This window comes from Pseudomonas sp. PNPG3 (assembly GCF_023093815.1).
In the GTDB taxonomy this organism is placed as follows: Bacteria; Pseudomonadota; Gammaproteobacteria; order Pseudomonadales; family Pseudomonadaceae; genus Aquipseudomonas; species Aquipseudomonas asiatica.
In genome coordinates this window covers 1-17,744 of the sequence record NZ_JALLKV010000064.1, presented here as the reverse complement: position 1 = coordinate 17,744, position 17,744 = coordinate 1, and the positions used below count along the sequence as shown (strand labels likewise).

Annotated in this window: 17 protein-coding genes; 11 read left to right on the top strand and 6 right to left on the bottom strand. The window is 63.9% G+C overall.

Translation table 11 applies throughout. The features are described from left to right. Positions 1-130 precede the first annotated feature (130 nt). A complete protein-coding gene (locus MJ643_RS26785) occupies positions 131-409 on the top strand; it encodes a TfoX/Sxy family protein (RefSeq protein WP_013974260.1) in 279 nt (92 codons plus the stop codon). Positions 410-587: 178 nt separating this feature from the next. Here the strand turns inward: MJ643_RS26785 and MJ643_RS26780 are convergent, their stop codons facing one another. From MJ643_RS26780 to MJ643_RS26765, 4 genes are read right to left on the bottom strand one after another with little or no spacing between them, the layout of a single operon-like run. Then, a complete protein-coding gene (locus tag MJ643_RS26780) occupies positions 588-1,469 on the bottom strand; it encodes a ChaN family lipoprotein (RefSeq protein WP_024087753.1) in 882 nt (293 codons plus the stop codon). 53 nt (positions 1,470-1,522) lie between these two features. Further along, positions 1,523-2,290 carry a heme ABC transporter ATP-binding protein gene (locus tag MJ643_RS26775; RefSeq protein WP_013974262.1) on the bottom strand — a complete coding sequence of 256 codons (768 nt, stop codon included), beginning with the start codon at positions 2,288-2,290 and terminating at the stop codon, positions 1,523-1,525. Further along, positions 2,290-3,273, bottom strand: a complete 984-nt coding sequence (locus MJ643_RS26770) for an iron ABC transporter permease (RefSeq protein WP_162097118.1) — start codon at positions 3,271-3,273, stop codon at positions 2,290-2,292. Before MJ643_RS26770 ends, MJ643_RS26775 begins: the two co-directional genes overlap by 1 nt. A gap of 50 nt (positions 3,274-3,323) precedes the next feature. Next, positions 3,324-4,208 (bottom strand): ABC transporter substrate-binding protein, encoded by an 885-nt coding sequence (locus tag MJ643_RS26765; RefSeq protein WP_038410153.1) that lies wholly within the window; start codon positions 4,206-4,208, stop codon positions 3,324-3,326. Positions 4,209-4,356: 148 nt separating this feature from the next. On the opposite strand from MJ643_RS26765, the gene MJ643_RS26760 reads away from it, so the two are divergent. Next, complete coding sequence (locus tag MJ643_RS26760) at positions 4,357-4,674, top strand: Rieske (2Fe-2S) protein (protein WP_013974265.1); 318 nt, start codon at positions 4,357-4,359, stop codon at positions 4,672-4,674. Here the strand turns inward: MJ643_RS26760 and sfsA are convergent. Next, a complete protein-coding gene (gene sfsA / locus MJ643_RS26755) occupies positions 4,664-5,377 on the bottom strand; it encodes a DNA/RNA nuclease SfsA (protein ID WP_013974266.1) in 714 nt (237 codons plus the stop codon). The two genes, MJ643_RS26760 and sfsA, sit on opposite strands and share 11 nt — an antisense overlap. Beyond that, positions 5,377-6,549: a pyridoxal phosphate-dependent aminotransferase gene (locus tag MJ643_RS26750; protein WP_013974267.1), complete on the bottom strand. Its 1,173-nt coding sequence runs from the start codon at positions 6,547-6,549 to the stop codon at positions 5,377-5,379. The genes sfsA and MJ643_RS26750 overlap by 1 nt, the downstream gene beginning before the upstream one ends. Before the next feature lie 210 nt (positions 6,550-6,759). Between MJ643_RS26750 and dksA the strand changes: the two genes are divergently transcribed. The 9 genes from dksA (at position 6,760) to panC (ending at position 17,663) form a co-directional block, all read left to right on the top strand. Then, the gene (gene dksA, locus MJ643_RS26745) at positions 6,760-7,203 is read left to right on the top strand and encodes an RNA polymerase-binding protein DksA (RefSeq protein WP_003259209.1); all 444 of its coding nucleotides are present in this window, start codon (positions 6,760-6,762) and stop codon (positions 7,201-7,203) included. A gap of 64 nt (positions 7,204-7,267) precedes the next feature. After that, on the top strand, positions 7,268-8,155 hold the full coding sequence (gene gluQRS, locus MJ643_RS26740; protein WP_024087757.1) for a tRNA glutamyl-Q(34) synthetase GluQRS: 888 nt from the start codon (positions 7,268-7,270) through the stop codon (positions 8,153-8,155). A 245-nt stretch (positions 8,156-8,400) separates the two neighbouring features. Continuing rightward, positions 8,401-8,577: a hypothetical protein gene (locus MJ643_RS26735; protein WP_003250005.1), complete on the top strand. Its 177-nt coding sequence runs from the start codon at positions 8,401-8,403 to the stop codon at positions 8,575-8,577. Next, positions 8,561-11,536: a sensor histidine kinase gene (locus MJ643_RS26730; RefSeq protein ID WP_023661523.1), complete on the top strand. Its 2,976-nt coding sequence runs from the start codon at positions 8,561-8,563 to the stop codon at positions 11,534-11,536. The genes MJ643_RS26735 and MJ643_RS26730 overlap by 17 nt, the downstream gene beginning before the upstream one ends. A gap of 4 nt (positions 11,537-11,540) precedes the next feature. Continuing rightward, positions 11,541-12,983, top strand: a complete 1,443-nt coding sequence (locus tag MJ643_RS26725) for a sigma-54 dependent transcriptional regulator (protein WP_013974271.1) — start codon at positions 11,541-11,543, stop codon at positions 12,981-12,983. A gap of 892 nt (positions 12,984-13,875) precedes the next feature. After that, on the top strand, positions 13,876-15,264 hold the full coding sequence (locus tag MJ643_RS26720; RefSeq protein ID WP_247727114.1) for a polynucleotide adenylyltransferase PcnB: 1,389 nt from the start codon (positions 13,876-13,878) through the stop codon (positions 15,262-15,264). Further along, positions 15,261-15,740 (top strand): 2-amino-4-hydroxy-6-hydroxymethyldihydropteridine diphosphokinase, encoded by a 480-nt coding sequence (gene folK, locus MJ643_RS26715; RefSeq protein WP_247727113.1) that lies wholly within the window; start codon positions 15,261-15,263, stop codon positions 15,738-15,740. Before MJ643_RS26720 ends, folK begins: the two co-directional genes overlap by 4 nt. Positions 15,741-16,002: 262 nt before the next feature. Continuing rightward, a complete protein-coding gene (gene panB / locus MJ643_RS26710) occupies positions 16,003-16,803 on the top strand; it encodes a 3-methyl-2-oxobutanoate hydroxymethyltransferase (protein ID WP_023661348.1) in 801 nt (266 codons plus the stop codon). Continuing rightward, positions 16,800-17,663 carry a pantoate--beta-alanine ligase gene (panC, locus tag MJ643_RS26705; RefSeq protein WP_013974275.1) on the top strand — a complete coding sequence of 288 codons (864 nt, stop codon included), beginning with the start codon at positions 16,800-16,802 and terminating at the stop codon, positions 17,661-17,663. The genes panB and panC overlap by 4 nt, the downstream gene beginning before the upstream one ends. The last annotated feature ends 81 nt before the right edge of the window (positions 17,664-17,744 follow it).

Sequence of the window (17,744 nt, the reverse complement as noted above, 5' to 3'; positions counted from 1 at the left end):
AGGCCGGCACAGGACATCTCGTCGCCCCCTATGGCAAAAGGCCGCGCATTTCCTATCCCCCGCTACACTCCTCTCTGACCTGCTCGCGATTTATCCCCCAATCCCCGTTCAGCCATCGCAAGGAGGCTCGATGAACGATGAATTGCAGCATCTGAAGAACCTTGGCAAGACCTCTGCGCAGTGGCTGCATGCAGCCGGCATCCACAGTGCATCGGATCTGCGCCGCCTGGGCGCGGTAGGTGCGTACCAGGCCGTGAAGACACGAGGGTTCCGCGCATCGAAGGTGCTGTTGTATGCCATTGAAGGCGCCCTGCTGGACATGCACTGGAACGATTTGCCGCTGGAGCGCAAAGAAGCGCTCAACCAACAACTGGATGCGAAAAGCCCTGCGCAAAAAAATCAGAAATAATCTCGGGAAAGGGATTGACGTCGAAATGAGAATAGTTATGATTATCACAACTGGTCGCGAGACTGGTTGGATAAGCTAAGAGCCCCTGGTTCGGACTCTCAGATTATCTCCTCATCAGGCTAATCACGGTTATTGACCCGGCAATTTGCCGGGTCTTTTTTTGCCTATTACAGCCCCGTCACCGCAGTTGCGCGCAATAGTCCTGCTCCGGCATCGCTGCCGTGTACCACACAAAATCAGCCTCGCCTGCCTCGACCTGCTCACCAACCTCAGCTAGCAGTAGCACCTTGCTCTCCCCCTGCGCTTGCAGGTCAGCCAAGTGCAACGGTACACCCAGGTCCTTGCGCACGTGATAGGCCCCGGCCAGCAGCAGTGCTGGCTGCGGCGCCGCCAGCAAGCGCTCGGCCATGCGCCGGTCGCGCTGCTGCTGCACGGCCAGCATCGCCGGCAACTGGCTTTCTGGCAGCATCCCGCAATGCCCGGCACGCACATGCTCCAGCAAGGCGGCCTTGACCGTCGGCGCATTGGAGCGTTCGCCCGGTAACGAAGCCGGCTGACGATAGGCCTGGCGCATCTCGCCGGGCGAGAGGTTGGCGGCCAGCACAGGCACCCGCTGCTGCAAAGCCTCGGTCACGATTGGCCCGTACAGCTGCCAATCCCAGCCGTCCTGCCAGGCCAAGGCCTTGGGCAGGTCTACCGGCAAAGGTTGCCCCGCGAGGTTGTCCAGCAGCGGTTGCTGCTCGGGCTGCAGCATTTCCAGCAGCAGGCTGCCCTGCACACGTTGGCCTTGTAGGGCGCGCAGCATCCACAGCTGCAGTGCGTGATGGTCGGGGTTGTCGTGTTTCTCGCCGACCAGTACCCGGGGAGCGGTAGACAGGCGCTGCACCAGTTGCTCAGGGCTGATCAGCTGACCATCAGCAAGATCGACGATATGCCCCAGCTCGGCATGGCTGCGCCCCTCACTGCTCTGCCAGGCGGGCAGGGGCGGCAGGCTGGCCTGGCAGCCACCCAGTTCCAGCACCAGGCACAGCGAGAAAGCGGACAGCAGCGGATGTCGCATGGACAGCACCTCCATTTATGGCCTGCACGAGCCCTTGTAGGACCGCGCCAGCGTTAGCGGGTGATGATCAGCGGATGCCCACGCTCCGGGTGCGCCTGTACCAGTACGTCGATCCCGTATACCGCCTTCAACGCCGCCGGCGTCAGCACTGCTTCGGGTGCGGCAAAGGCATGGCAGCGCCCCTGCTCCAGCAGCAGGATACGATCACAGTAGCGCGCCGCCAGGTTCAGGTCATGCAGGATCACCAGCACCGCGGCGCCACGGTCGGCAAAGCGGCGCACGGCTTCGAGGGTGGTGTGCTGGTGCAACGGGTCGAGCATCGAGGTTGGCTCGTCCAGCAGCAGCGTTGAACCCGCCTCGCCCGGCCACAGCTGCGCCAGCACCCGAGCCAGGTGCACTCTTTGCCGCTCGCCGCCAGACAACGCCAGGTAACTGCGCTCCACCAGGTGCCAGGCATCCGCTGCCCGCAAGGCCGCTTCGACGATTTCAGCATCGCGCCGCTGCCCGGTGCCATGGGGCATGCGCCCCATGCCCACCACTTCCTCGACCCGGAACGAGAACCCCAGGCTGGACACCTGCGGCAACACCGCCAGGCGCCTGGCTCGCTCCTGCCCTGCCCAGTCCGCCAGTGGCCTGCCCTGTAGCGTCACCCGCCCGTGATTGGGCGCCAGCTCACCACACAGTACTCCTAGCAGGCTGCTCTTGCCGGCACCGTTGGGGCCGAGCACACCCACCACCTGCCCCTGGCTCAGCTGCAGATGAATGTCATGCAGCACTTCGTTGCTGCCCCGCCGCAAGTACAGCCCCTCGGCTTGCAACATCAACTGCGCCCTCGTATCAGCAGGAACAGGAAGAACGGTGCGCCGATAAAGGCCGTGACGATGCCGATCGGCAGCTCGGCAGGCGCCAGCAGCAGCCGCGCCGCCAAATCGGCGAACAGCATCAGCGCACCGCCAGCCAACAAGGAAGCTGGCAGCACCACACGGTGATCAGGCCCGGCCAGCAGGCGCACCAGGTGCGGCACCACCAGGCCGATGAAACCGATCAGCCCTGCTGCCGCCACCGCCGCACCCACGCCCAGCGCCGTGCAGAACACCAGCTCGCGCTTGAGCCGCTCCACGTCAATGCCCAGGTGACGCGCCTCCGATTCACCAAGCAGCATGGCATTCAACGCCTTGGCCCGACGTGGCAGCCACACTGCCACGCCCGCAGCCACCAGCAGCAAAGGCCACAGCCGCTGGTAACTGGCACCATTGAGGCTGCCCAAGTTCCAGAAGGTCAGCGTGCGCAGCGTGGCGTCGTCGGCCAGGTAGGAGAACAACCCCACGGCAGCACCGCCCAGCGCGGTCATGGCCACACCGGCCAGCAGCATCGTGGCGACGTTGGTCTGGCCGTCGCGTCGCCCCAGACGATAAACCAGCGCAGTCACGCCCAGCCCGCCGATGAAAGCGCACAGCGACAACAGGTAGGGGGCAAGCACATCCGGCATGCCGCCCAGCCAACTGCCGCCAACGATGGCCACCGCCGCGCCCACCGCTGCTCCGGCGGCAACCCCTACCAGCCCGGGGTCGGCCAGAGGGTTACGGAACAGCCCCTGCATGGCCACACCAGACAGCGCCAGCACCGCGCCCACCGCCAATCCCAGCAAGGTGCGCGGCAGGCGGATCTGGCCGAGGATCATCTCGGCCTGCTGCAGGCCGTCAGCGGCAATGGGTAACCCCAGCAAGCGCAAGCCGGCACGCAGGGTATCGAACAACGGCAGGCTGACCGGCCCCAAGGCCAAAGACAACCACACCGCCAACAGGCACAACAGGCCCAGGCAAACGAACAGTGTGCGTGGCTGGACCCGTTGTTTCATTGGTAGAGGCTGATCTTGGCGGCCGGATAGAAGGTAGCCGCAAGCAACTGAAGTGTTGCCGGCAGGCGTGGCCCGAGCCCGCCGACCAATAGTGTCGGGTCAAGCGATACCAGGCGTTTCTCTCGCACGGCGCGCGAGGTCGCCAGCGCGGGGTTTTCTTTCAGCAACGCCTTCAAGGCTTGGTCATCGGCCAGCGCCCGGTCGGAAAACACGATCACATCCGGGTCCAGCGCAGCCAGTGCTTCGCTGGAGAAATTCTTGTAGCCCTGATGTTCTGCCAAGTTGCGCCCGCCTGCCTGGCTCAGCAGCCAGTCGCCAGCGGTACCCTGCCCGGCGATCAGCGGCTTGGCACCCGCATGCCCGACTAGCAGCAACACTCCTGGCGCCTTCTGCCCGGCCTGGGCCTGCCTGACCCTGGCCTGCAAGGCATCGAGCTGCTGGTGGTAACCCGACGCCAAGACCGCGGCCTGCTCTTCTGCGCCCAGCAATTGCCCCAGATGCTTGAGGTTTTCATCCACCGCCGCCACCTCGGCTTTGCTGGAGAACAGTTCGACCCGCACGCCAGCCTTGCGGATTTGCGCCAGTACCGGTGGCGGCCCCATTTCTTCGGTGCCCACCAGCACATCCGGGCGCAGGCTGAGAATGCCTTCCGCAGACAACTGCCGCTGGTAGCCGACGCTAGGCAGTGACTTCAGCGATTGCGGGTGCTGGCTGGTGGTGTCCACACCCACCAAGCGCGCTTCACCGCCAAGTGCGCTGATCCATTCGCTCAGTGCGCCACCAGCGCTGACCCAACGCTGCGGCAGCTCGGCCGCCAGGGCCTGGGTGGACAGCACAACGCTCGCGCACAGAGCGAGCAAGGCGACAGGACGGCGCATCATCGGGTTCCTTCTGCAGGCGAGCCGCGCGCCTTGTGGCGAGCGACGGAACTGCGCACCATAGGCAGCCGGGCGCAGCGAATATGGACAATTTGATAATTATTCGCATTGAAGCGTCAAGCCATCACTTGTTCCACGAGTCGTCTTTGCCATGCACTTCCTTTGTACCTCCCACGGCCTGGCCGAAGGCCAAAGCCGCGCCTTCAGCGTAGACGGCATCGAACTGTTCGGCGTACGCCGCCAGGGCCAGGTGTACCTCTACCGCAACCGTTGCCCGCACCGCGGCATCCCGCTGAACTGGGTAGAAGATGCGTTTCTCGATGACAGCGCCAGCCTGATTCACTGCGCCCATCATGGCGCGCTGTTTCTGATCGAAAGTGGAGAATGCGTGGCCGGGCCGTGCGAGGGCGAGCAACTGCAGGCCCTGAGCTGCCACGAGGACAGCCAGGGCATCTGGCTCAAGGGGTAAGCAGCACCGGCAGGCGGCGGTCGATGACAATGCCTTCGGAGTCCAGGCGTGCGCCGTAGGCCAGCACCTCCACTCCATCTGAAACTGCCGCGCGCAGGGCCTGAGCATAAGCCGCATCGATTTCCTCGGCCGGGCGCACCGCGTCGATACCGGTCAGGTTCACACAATACAGCTGCACAGCCCGCACGCCTTGCCTGGCCAACTTCGCCAGCTCTCGCAGGTGCTTGGCGCCGCGCTGGGTCACCGCATCAGGAAAGGCCGCGACCGTGCTGGCTGGGTAGCCCAGGGTCACGCTCTTGACTTCGACATAGGCCGGGGCACCGTCGAACTCCAGGCGAAAGTCGATGCGGCTGCCTTCCTCGCCGTAGGCTACCTCACGCCTTAGCGCACTGAAACCGGCCAGTTCGGCGATGATGCCGGCACGCAGGGCCTCTTCGACCAGCGCATTGGCCCGCCCGGTATTCACACAGGCCAGCCGCCCCTGCGGGGTTTCGCTGATTTCCCAAGTGCCCGGGAGCTTGCGCTTGGGGTCGTTGGAGCGGCTGAACCACACCTGCCCGCCTTCACGCATGCAGTTGAGCATGGAGCCGGTGTTGGGGCAGTGGATGGTGAGTTGTTCGCCGCCGGGCAGTTCGATATCCGCCAGAAAGCGTTTGTAGCGGCGCAGCAGGCGGCCCTGTTCGAGTGGGGGATGGAACTGCATCAGCCTTGCCAGCTCCGCAGGCCGCGAGCAATCCGCTGCACCGCCTCTTCCAGGCGCGGCAGGCTCTGGGTGTAGGCAAAGCGCACATGGTGGCCGGCCAGGTGACGGCCGAAGTCCAGGCCCGGGGTGAAGGCCAGGTGCTCGGTCTCCAGGAAGTGCCGGCAGAAGGCGAACGCATCACCGCCAAAGGCACTGATGTCGGCATACAAGTAGAACGCCCCCTGCGGCTCGACGGCAATGCGAAAGCCCAGTTCGCGCAGGGCGGGCAACAGGTAGTCGCGGCGGCGGGCGAACTCGGCGCGGCGCTCCTCGAAAATGGCCAGGGTTTCGGGCTGGAAACACGCCAGCGCGGCATGTTGGGCCATGCTTGGCGCACTAATGTACAGGTTCTGTGCCAGCTTCTCCAGGTCGGCCACCGCGCCAGGAGGCGCCACTAGCCAGCCGAGGCGCCAACCGGTCATGCCGAAATACTTGGAAAAACTATTCAGGACGAATGCCGAGTCGTCCACTTCCAGCACGCTGGGCGCGTCCATGCCATAGGTCAGCCCGTGATAGATCTCGTCCACCACCAGATGGCCGTGCCGTTCACGGGTGGCGCGGGACAGGTTGGCCAGGTCGTCACGCCCCAGCACGGTACCGGTCGGGTTGGCCGGCGAGGCGACCAGGGCTCCGACCGTGTCCTTGTCCCAGTAGCGGTCGACAAGGTCGGCAGTCAGCTGGTAATTCACATCCGGACCCACCGGCACAAGCTGCGCCCCGCCCTCGACCAGGCGCAGGAAGTGGCGGTTGCACGGGTAGCCTGGGTCGGCCAGCAGCCAATGTTTGCCTGGGTCGACCAGCAGACTGCTGGCCAGCAGCAGCGCACCGGAACCACCCGGGGTGATGAGGATGCGCTCAGGGTCGACGCTAAGGCCATAACGCTGGCCGTAGAAACCAGCAATGGCTTCGCGCAGTGCCGGCAGGCCGCGTGCGGCGGTGTAGCGGGTGTGCCCGGCGGCCAATGCTGCCTGGCCGGCGGCAACGATGGGCGCGGCCGTGGTGAAGTCCGGCTCGCCGATTTCCAGGTGGATCACGTCGTGTCCGGCCGCCTGCAGCTCGTTGGCCCGGGCCAGCAGCGCCATGACGTGGAAGGGTTCGATGGCGCGGCTGCGCGCACTGTAGGGGTGGGCCATGACCTTCTCTCAATTGGGTCTAAACTGGAGATTCTACCTCTGCACGCCACCGAACGTGCGGCTCAGGCCGCTGTCAATTACCAGGATCGGGCGGGGTAGCGCACCCCCGATCTATCTGGTAAGTTCGGCGGCTCGCAGTCGCAGGGCCGGCGGGTGCCGGAGATGGAGCAGCCTGCGCATTGGATCAGATGAGTGAGAGGCGGTCTATTCATGTCCACCGTAGAAAAGCAAAAAGCCCAGACCATGTACGGTGTCGAGCCCTACGTAGAATCCAAAGGTGAAGAGTACATGGGCGAGCCCATGAAGAAGCACTTCACCAAGCTTCTCGGCGCCTGGAAGCAAGAGCTGATGACCAGTGTGGACCGCACTGTGGACCACATGAAGGACGAGGCAGCCAACTTCCCAGACCCGGCCGACCGTGCCAGCCAGGAAGAAGAATTCGCCCTGGAGCTGCGCAACCGCGATCGCGAGCGCAAGCTGATCAAGAAAATCGACAAGACCCTCGACAAGATCAAGGCCGACGAGTACGGCTGGTGCGAATCGTGCGGCATCGAGATCGGCCTGCGTCGCCTGGAGGCCCGCCCTACCGCCGACCTGTGCTTCGACTGCAAGGAAATCGCCGAGAAAAAGGAAAAGACGGTCGGCAAAGGCTGATCTTTCTTTCCACCTGAACGGGGCGCATCATGCGCCCCGTTTCATTTATATGCCCAGCCTGACCATGACCCACTCAAGCTACATCGGACGTTTCGCCCCCACCCCCAGCGGCTTCCTGCACTTCGGCTCGCTGGTCGCCGCCCTCGCCTCCTGGCTCGATGCCCGCGCCGTGAACGGCCGCTGGCTGCTGCGCATGGAAGACACCGACCCGCCTCGGGAAATGCCCGGTGCTCGCGATGCGATCCTGCAGACCCTGGAGCGCTACGGCCTGGAGTGGGACGGCGAAGTGGTGTTCCAGAGCCAGCGGCACGATGCCTATGCCGCGGTGGTCGACCGCCTGTTCAACATGGGCCTGGCCTACGCCTGCACCTGCTCGCGCAAGCAGCTTGAGGGTTACAACGGTATCTACCCGGGCCTTTGCCGCAATGCCGGGCATGCTAGGGATGGCGCGGCGATCCGCCTGCGCGTGCCAGAGCTGATCTACCGCTTTACCGACCGCGTACAGGGCGAGTTCCAGCAGCACCTGGGGCGTGAAGTGGGCGATTTCGTCATCCAGCGCCGCGACGGGCTGTATGCCTACCAACTGGCGGTGGTACTGGACGATGCCTGGCAAGGTGTTACCGACATCGTGCGTGGCGCCGACCTGCTCGACAACACCCCGCGCCAGCTGTACCTGCAAGAGTTGCTGGGCTTCTCGCAGCCGCGTTACCTGCATATTCCGCTGATCGTGCAGCCGGACGGGCACAAGCTGGGCAAGTCGTACCGCTCGCCGCCGCTGCAGGCGGACCAGGCGACACCGCTGTTGCTGCGGGCGTTGCGGGCGCTGGGGCAGAAAGCCGACCCCGAGTTGCTGCTGGCAACGCCGGCGGAGGTATTGGCGGTAGCTCGCAAACAGTGGCGGCCCGAGGCGATTGCACAGCGGACCACGGTGCCAGAGGCTGATTTGCGCTGAGGCAGGCCCGGCCCTTTCGCGGGTAAACCCGCTCCCACAGGGCCCTCACCACACCTGAGGAAAGCGCATTACCTGTGGGAGCGGGTTCACCCGCGAAGAGGCCGGCACAAGCAACCCATCCCTCAAAAACAAAAGCCCAATAAATTCAACCTCTTGGCGAACACCATGGATTCCCGCTAGCATCCCCCCAGCCATTTGCGCCAATAATAAGTCCAAGCCCGCAGCGCCCAACCATCGAGGCCAGCATGTACATCTATCGTTTGGTCCTGCTTCTGGTCGTGGGGATCTACCTGTTCTCCCCGGCCATCATGGACTGGTGGATCGAACCGACCGGAGCCTGGTACCGCCCTTACCTGCTCTGGCTGATCCTGATCGTCGTCACCTTCATCCTGCAGAGCCAACGAGATGCCGATGAGCTTTAGCCTGACCCAGATGATCCTGATCAGCGCCGCGTACCTCATGGTGCTGTTCGGTGTGGCCTGGATCAGCGAGCGGGGGTTGATCCCGCGCTCGATCATTCGCCACCCGCTGACCTACACCCTGTCGCTGGGCGTATACGCCAGTGCCTGGGCCTTCTATGGCTCGGTGGGCCTGGCCTACCAGTACGGCTACGGCTTCCTTGCCTGTTACCTGGGGGTGTCCGGCGCGTTCCTGCTGGCGCCAGTGCTGCTCTATCCGATCCTGAAGATCACCCGTACCTACCAGCTGTCCTCGCTGGCCGACCTGCTGGCGTTCCGCTTCCGCAGCACCTGGGCCGGGGCGCTGACCACCATCATCATGCTCATCGGCGTTCTGCCCTTGCTGGCCCTGCAGATCCAGGCGGTAGCCGACTCGATCAGTATCCTTACCGGTGAGCCGGTCAAGGCACGTGTGGCCTTCGCCTTCTGTACGCTCATCATCCTGTTCACCATCTTCTTCGGCTCGCGGCACATCGCCACACGCGAAAAGCACGAAGGGCTGGTGTTCGCCATCGCCTTCGAGTCGGTGATCAAGCTGCTGGCCCTGGGCGGTATCGGCCTGTATGCCCTTTATGGCGTGTTCGGCGGCCCGCACGAACTGGAAGTGTGGCTGCTGCAGAACCAGACCGCCCTGGCCGCTCTGCATACGCCGCTGCAGGAAGGTCCATGGCGCACCTTGCTACTGGTGTTCTTCGCCTCGGCCATCGTCATGCCGCACATGTACCACATGGCCTTCACCGAAAACCTCAACCCGCGCTCGCTGGTCAGCGCCAGCTGGGGCCTGCCGCTGTTCCTGCTGCTGATGAGCCTGGCCGTGCCGCTGGTGCTGTGGGCCGGCCTGCGTCTGGGCGCCACCACCAACCCCGAATACTTCACCCTGGGCCTGGGGCTTGCCGCCAACAACCAGGCACTGGCGCTGCTGGCCTACATCGGCGGCTTGTCGGCCGCCAGCGGGCTTATCATCGTCACAACCCTGGCGCTGTCGGGCATGGCCCTCAACCACCTGGTGCTGCCGCTGTACCAGCCGCCGGCCGAAGGCAACATCTACCGCTGGCTGAAGTGGACCCGCCGCGCGCTGATCGTCGCCATCATCACCGCGGGCTTCATGTTCTACCTCACCCAGAACAACCACCAGAGCCTGGCCAACCTGGGCATCGTCGCCTTCGTGGCCACGTTGCAGTTCCTGCCGGGCGTGCTGTCGGTGCTGTACTGGCCAACTGCCAACCGCCGTGGCTTCATCGCCGGCCTGCTGGCCGGCACCCTGGTGTGGATGGTGACCATGCTGCTGCCATTGCTGGGCAACCTGCAGGGCTTCTACATCCCGCTGCTGGACATGATCTACGTGCTGGACGACACCAGCTGGCACATGGCGGCCATCGCCTCGCTGGCGGCCAACGTGCTGTTGTTCACCCTGATCTCGCTGTTCACCAACGCCAGCAACGAAGAGGTAAGCGCCGCCGAAGCCTGCGCAGTGGACAATGTGCGCCGCCCGCAACGCCGCGAGCTGCACGCCGCCTCGCCACAGGAGTTCGCCACCCAACTGGCCAAGCCGCTGGGCGCCAAGGCCGCACAGAAGGAAGTGGAACAGGCCCTGCGCGATCTCTACCTGCCGTTCGACGAGCGCCGCCCCTATGCCTTGCGCCGCCTGCGCGACCGCATCGAGGCCAACCTGTCCGGCCTGATGGGGCCGAGCGTGGCCCAGGACATGGTCGAGACCTTCCTGCCGTACAAGTCCGGTAACGAAAACTACGTGACCGAGGACATCCACTTCATCGAAAGCCGCCTGGAAGACTACCACTCGCGCCTGACCGGCCTGGCCGCCGAGCTCGACGCCCTGCGCCGCTACCACCGCCAGACCCTGCAGGAACTGCCCATGGGCGTCTGCTCGCTGGCCAAGGACCAGGAAATCCTGATGTGGAACAAGGCCATGGAAGAGCTCACCGGCATCGCCGCCAAGCACGTGGTCGGCTCGCGCCTGGTCACCATCAGCGAACCCTGGCGCGGCCTGCTGCAAGGCTTCATCAACGTGCCAGACGAGCACCTGCACAAGCAGCGCCTGGCGCTGGACGGCCAGCCGCGCTGGCTGAACCTGCACAAGGCGGCCATCGACGAGCCGCTGGCCCCGGGCAACAGCGGCCTGGTACTGCTGGTGGAGGATCTTACCGAAACCCAGGCCCTGGAAGACAAATTGGTGCACTCCGAACGCCTGGCCAGCATCGGCCGTCTGGCCGCCGGCGTGGCCCACGAAATCGGCAACCCGATCACCGGCATCGCCTGCCTGGCGCAGAACCTGCGCGAAGAGCGTGAGGGCGATGGCGAAATCATCGAGCTGTCCAGCCAGATTCTCGAACAGACCAAGCGGGTATCGCGCATCGTCCAGTCGCTGATGAGTTTCGCCCATGCCGGCGGCAGCCACCAGAACAGCGAAGAACCGGTATGCCTGGCCGAAGTGGCGCAGGACGCCATCGGTCTGCTGGCGTTGAACCGGCGCAATTTCGAAGTACAGTTCTTCAACCTCTGCGACCCGGAGCACTGGGCCGAAGGGGACCCGCAGCGCCTGGCCCAGGTGCTGATCAACCTGCTCTCCAACGCCCGCGACGCATCAAAGCCCGGCAGCGCCGTGCGCGTGCGCAGCGAAGTCAGCGAGCACACCGTCGACCTGATCGTCGAGGATGAAGGCAGCGGGATCCCGAAGAACATCATGGACCGCCTGTTCGAACCCTTCTTCACCACCAAGGACCCGGGCGAAGGAACCGGACTGGGGCTTGCTCTGGTCTATTCCATCGTGGAAGAGCATTATGGGCAAATCACCATCGACAGCCCGGCCGATATCGAACGGCAACGTGGCACCCGGATCCGCGTGACCCTGCCCCGGCATGTCGTAGCGACGTCCCCTGAAATTCGAGACCGTCGAGAGAATTGAATCAATGCCGCACATTCTGATCGTCGAAGACGAAACCATCATCCGCTCGGCCTTGCGTCGCCTGCTCGAACGGAACCAGTACCAGGTCAGCGAAGCCGGCTCGGTGCAGGAAGCCCAGGAACGCTTCAGCATTGCCACCTTCGACCTGATCGTCAGCGACCTGCGCCTGCCAGGCGCACCCGGCACCGAACTGATCAAGCTCGGCCAAGGCACCCCGGTGCTGATCATGACCAGCTACGCCAGCCTGCGCTCGGCGGTAGACTCGATGAAAATGGGCGCGGTGGACTACATCGCCAAGCCCTTCGACCACGACGAGATGCTGCAAGCGGTTGCGCGTATCCTGCGCGACCGGCAGAACGCCCCGGCTGCCGCACCGGCGGCCGAGCCACGCGCCACCAATGGCAAGGCCGCCCCCGCCGACAAAGGCAGCGCGGCGGCCGCCAATGGCGAAATCGGCATCATCGGCTCGTGCCCGCCGATGCAGGACATGTACAGCAAGATCCGCAAGGTCGCGCCCACCGACTCCAATGTGTTGATCCAGGGCGAGTCGGGCACCGGCAAAGAGCTGGTCGCACGCGCCCTGCACAACCTGTCGCGTCGGGCCAAGGCACCAATGATTTCGGTGAACTGCGCGGCCATCCCCGAGACACTGATCGAGTCCGAGCTGTTCGGCCACGAGAAAGGCGCGTTCACCGGCGCCAGCGCCGGGCGCGCTGGCCTGGTGGAGGCTGCCGATGGCGGTACCCTGTTCCTCGACGAAATCGGCGAACTGCCGCTGGAAGCCCAGGCCCGCCTGCTGCGCGTGCTGCAGGAAGGCGAGATTCGCCGGGTGGGTTCGGTACAGTCGCAAAAGGTCGATGTACGCCTGATCGCCGCGACCCACCGCGACCTGAAGAACCTGGCCAAGGCCGGTCAGTTCCGTGAAGACCTGTATTACCGCCTGCACGTGATCGCCCTGAAACTGCCTGCCCTGCGCGAGCGCGGCAGCGACGTCAACGAGATCGCCAGCGCCTTCCTCGCCCGCCAGAGCGCGCGCATCGGCCGCGACGACCTGCACTTCTCGGCCGAAGCCGAGCAGGCCATTCGTCACTACAGCTGGCCGGGTAACGTGCGAGAGCTGGAAAACGCCGTTGAGCGCGCGGTGATCCTCAGCGAGAGTGCGGAAATTTCCGCCGACCTGCTGGGCATCGACATCGAGCTGGGTGACCTGGAAGAGGACGAAATCCTCGACAACGCCCTGGTCGTGGCCAGTTCGGCTAATGCCAGCCATGAGCCGACCGAGGACCTGTCGCTGGAAGACTACTTCCAGCACTTCGTGCTCGAGCATCAGGACCACATGACCGAGACCGAGCTGGCCCGCAAGCTCGGGGTCAGCCGCAAGTGCCTGTGGGAACGCCGCCAGCGCCTGGGCATCCCGCGGCGCAAGAGCAACGCTACCAGCGAATAACCACGCTGCCTGGGCGGGAGGTTCCTCCTGCCCTGATCCCTCTCTATCTGCCGTTCCGGCCTCTTCGCGGGTGAACCCGCTCCCACAGAAATCTCACTGCCCTAAAGGGTGGTGCAATCCTTGTAGAAGCCGGCTTACCGAGATTTAGCGAAACCTGCGCAGTCTCTGTGGGAGCGGGTTCACCCGCGAAAGGGCCAGCAAAGCCAGCGCACACACCCCAGGTAACACATCAGCCCCCGCAAAAATCTGTTACCCAAGCTTTCCGCCGTAACAGTTCCCGAGGCGTACGGTAACGAAATTTCGACATTTTCGACCGCTGAAAAACTGCTCGCCACCTCCAACCCCTTGATTTTACTGGGTTTGCAAAAGTTGGCACGGCACCTGCTATATGTCTGGTACAAGAACAATAACAAGCACTGCAACTCAGAATAAGAACAAGACGAAACGGCTCACGCACAATAAAAACAAGACGGCGGAGGCGCAGCTAACTGATTCTTTTGGAGAGGATGCGTGTTTGGGGCTTGCCCCACAACCAGGCAGAGAACAACAAAAACTGCACTAAAAAGCAGCGCCTGAACTGGTTGGATCGACAGATCAACGTGACATCAGCGACCAAAGCAATCCGTTTGCTCTTAACCCCTGGATTGGGGGTCGTCCACAAGCTTCGAGATTTGTGGACAGGGCACTCAACAAAAACAAGAAGCCCAGCAAAAAAACAATAAGAGCACGCAACGACTTCTTGGGGAGCTTAGGCTCCCCTTGTCGTTTCTACCCTTCTGGCAGGCATCCTGCTACCCGCCTACACCATTCCTTGAGTAAATGCTAGAATCCCCGCCCATCATGCGGCCATTCTCCTATTCTTGGCCGAACATTCCTTCAAACAGTGCATCCCATGCTGAAGAAGCTGTTCCAGTCGTTCCGCCCGCCCGTACCGGGCCCGCACCACAGGCGCACCACGCCTGAGGTGATCAACAAAAGCCAGCACTCGCTGCAACGCCACCAATTCAGCCGCCATGCGGTGAACATCGTGGAACGCCTGCAGAGCGCCGGTTACCAGGCTTACCTGGTCGGTGGCTGTGTCCGCGACCTGATGCTGGGCATCACGCCGAAAGACTTCGACGTCGCCACCAGTGCCACCCCTGAACAGGTCCGTGCCGAGTTCCGCAACGCACGCATCATTGGCCGCCGCTTCAAGCTGGTCCACGTGCATTTCGGACGTGAAATCATCGAAGTCGCAACTTTCCGCGCCCACCATTCGGAAGACGACCAGGGCGACAGCCACCGTTCGTCGCACAATGCCAGTGGCCGCATTCTGCGTGACAACGTGTACGGCACCCTGGAAGAGGACGCGCAACGTCGCGACTTCACCATCAACGCCCTGTACTACGACCCGGTCAGCGAGCGCATCCTCGACTACGCCAACGGCGTGCACGATATCCGCAACCGCTTGCTGCGCCTGATCGGCGACCCTACCCACCGCTATCAGGAAGACCCGGTGCGCATGCTGCGCGCGGTGCGCTTCGCCGCCAAGCTCGACTTCGGCATCGAAAAACACACGGTCCAGCCGATTCGAGAGCTGGCCCCACTGCTGCGCGAAATTCCGCCAGCGCGCCTGTTCGAAGAGAGCCTCAAGCTGTTCCTCTCCGGCCAGGGCGCCATCGTCTTCGAAATGCTGGTCGACCTTCAGTTGTTCGAGCCGCTTTTCCCGGCCAGTTCGCATGCCCTGGACGAGCGCCCGACCTACACCCACACGCTGATCAGCCAAGCGCTGAACAACACCGACCTGCGCGTGAAGCAAGGCAAACCGGTAACCCCGGACTTCCTCTTCGCCGCGCTGCTGTGGCCAGCCCTGCCGGCCCGCGTGCTGCACCTGCAGAACCAGGGCGTGCCGCCTATCCCGGCCATGAACGGTGCGGCCCACGACCTGATCGCCGAACAATGCGCACGTATCGCCATCCCCAAGCGCTTCACCCTGCCGATCCGCGAGATCTGGGACATGCAGGAGCGCCTGCCACGCCGCAGCGGCAAGCGCGCCGACATGCTGCTGGACAACCCGCGCTTCCGCGCCGGCTACGACTTCCTGCTGCTGCGCGAAAGCGCCGGGGAAGAAACCGACGACCTCGGCCAGTGGTGGACCGACTACCAGGATGCCAACGACAGCGAGCGCCGCGAGATGATCCGCGAACTGGGCAGCCGTGACGAAGGCACCGGCGCCGGCCCGCGCAAACGCAAGCGCAGCGGTGGCAAGCGCAAGCGCAGTGGCGACGAGGCGTTCGAGTGAGTACCCGCGCCTATATCGGCCTGGGCAGCAACCTGGACGCACCTGCCGAGCAGCTGCGCAGCGCCTTGCAGGCCCTCGACCAGGTCGAAGCCACACGCCTGGTGGCGGCCTCGGCCCTGTATACCAGCGATTCGCTGCTGCCCGGCCAGCCGCGCTACACCAACGCCGTCGCCGCCCTGGACACCGCCCTGCCACCGCTGGCCCTGCTCGATGCACTGCAGGCCATCGAGAACGATCAGGGCCGCGTGCGCAAGGAACGCTGGGGCCCGCGCACACTGGACCTGGACATCCTGCTGTTCGGCGACCAGGTGCTCGATGAGCCGCGCCTGAAAGTGCCGCATTACCACATGCATGCCCGGCCTTTTGTGCTGTACCCGCTGGCGGAACTGGTACCGGGCGATTTTCGCCTGGCCGACGGCCGCGCCCTTGCGCAACTGCTTGACGACTGCCCGTTCGTCGGCCTGAAACGCCTGTAAACCGGGCGTTCCAGCCTTGCACACTGGCGCGGTAACGCCAGTAACACCCTGATCGTAACAATGCGGTAACAGGGTGATTGACTTCCCCCACCTCGCTCACGACTATAGGCGTCCCGTGTGGCACCAAAGTGCCGCATACCCGTATTTAGGCCCGGACGGACCTGTGCCCGAACATCACGCGCGATGATGTGCCGCTCCGGAAAATGACTACACGCGTTGAATGCAGTCGTTTCTTACAGCGCCTGAACGAGGAATTTCCTACATGCCTGAAGTAACCCTGACCACCCTCAATGGCCTCAAGGCCAAGGGTGAAAAAATCACCATGCTGACCTGCTACGACGCGACCTTCGCCAAGGCTGCCAGCCAGGCCGGTGTCGAAGTGTTGCTGGTGGGCGACTCGCTGGGCATGGTCCTGCAAGGCCACGACAGCACACTGCCGGTGACCACCGCAGACATGGCCTACCATACAGCCAGCGTTAAACGTGGCAACGACGGTGCGCTGATCCTTGCCGACCTGCCGTTCATGGCGCACGCTACACCAGAGCTGGCCTTTGCCAACAGCGCCACGCTGATGCAGGCCGGCGCCCACATGATCAAGATCGAAGGCGCTGCCTGGCTGGCCGAGACCATCCGCCTGCTGGCCGAGCGTGGCGTGCCAGTATGCGCGCACATGGGCCTGACACCGCAGACTGTCAACGTGATGGGCGGCTACAAGGTCCAGGGCCGCCAGGAAGCCCAGGCCCGGCAGATGCGCGCCGACGCGATCGCCCTGGAACAGGCCGGTGCAGCCATGCTGCTGCTCGAATGCGTGCCCAGCGAACTGGCGGCGGAAATCACCAGTGCCGTATCCATCCCGGTGATCGGCATTGGGGCTGGCAACGGCACCGATGGCCAGGTCCTGGTCCTGCACGACATGCTCGGCCTGTCGCTGAGCGGTCGCGTACCGAAGTTCGTGAAGAACTTCATGCAAGGCCAGCCGGATATCCACAGCGCCCTCGTCGCTTACGTCGAGGCGGTCAAGCAAGTCAGCTTCCCAGGCAGCGAACACGGGTTCAGTGCATGAATACAGTCAAGACCGTCCGTGAACTGCGCGCCGCAGTCGCCCGCGCCCGCGGTGAAGGCAAGCGCATCGGCTTCGTGCCTACCATGGGCAACCTGCACAGCGGCCATGCCGCCCTGGTGACCAAGGCTGCACAGCGCGCCGATTTCGTGGTCGCCAGCATCTTCGTCAACCCGCTGCAGTTCGGCGCCAACGAAGACCTCGACAAGTACCCGCGCACCCTGGCCGCCGACCAGGAGCGCCTGCTCCAGGCTGGCTGCAATCTGCTGTTCGCGCCCAGCGTCGAAGAGATGTACCCCGACGGCATGAGCGTGCAAACCCGCGTCAGCGTACCCCACCTTTCCGAAGGCCTGTGCGGCGCCAGCCGGCCCGGTCATTTCGAAGGCGTAGCCACCGTGGTCAGCAAGCTGTTCAACATGGTCCAGCCCGACCTTGCCGTGTTCGGTGAAAAGGACTTCCAGCAGCTGGCGGTGATCCGCGCCATGGTGCGCGACCTGAACATGCCGATCCAGATCATCGGCGAGCCCACCGTGCGGGCCGAGGACGGCCTGGCGCTGTCGTCGCGTAACGGCTACCTCACGCCGGAGCAGCGTGCTACGGCACCTGCGCTGTACCGCACGCTGCAGCATATCGCTGGAGCCATCCGCCATGGCCAGCGGGACTTTGCCGCACTGGTTGCCGAAGGCAAGGCGCAGTTGACCGCCGCGGGTTTCCGCCCGGATTACCTTGAGGTGCGTCATGCGGTAAGCCTGCGACCCGCGATGATCGATGATCGTGATCTGGTGGTGATTGCGGCGGCTTACCTGGGTAACACACGGTTGATCGACAACCTGTACCTTCATCTGGAAGAGAAGACCGCGTAACGGCCCGGGGCTGCCTTGCAGCCCATTCGCCGGCAAGCCAGCTTGTATGGTTAGACTTGAAGGGAGGAGGAGGGACAAAGC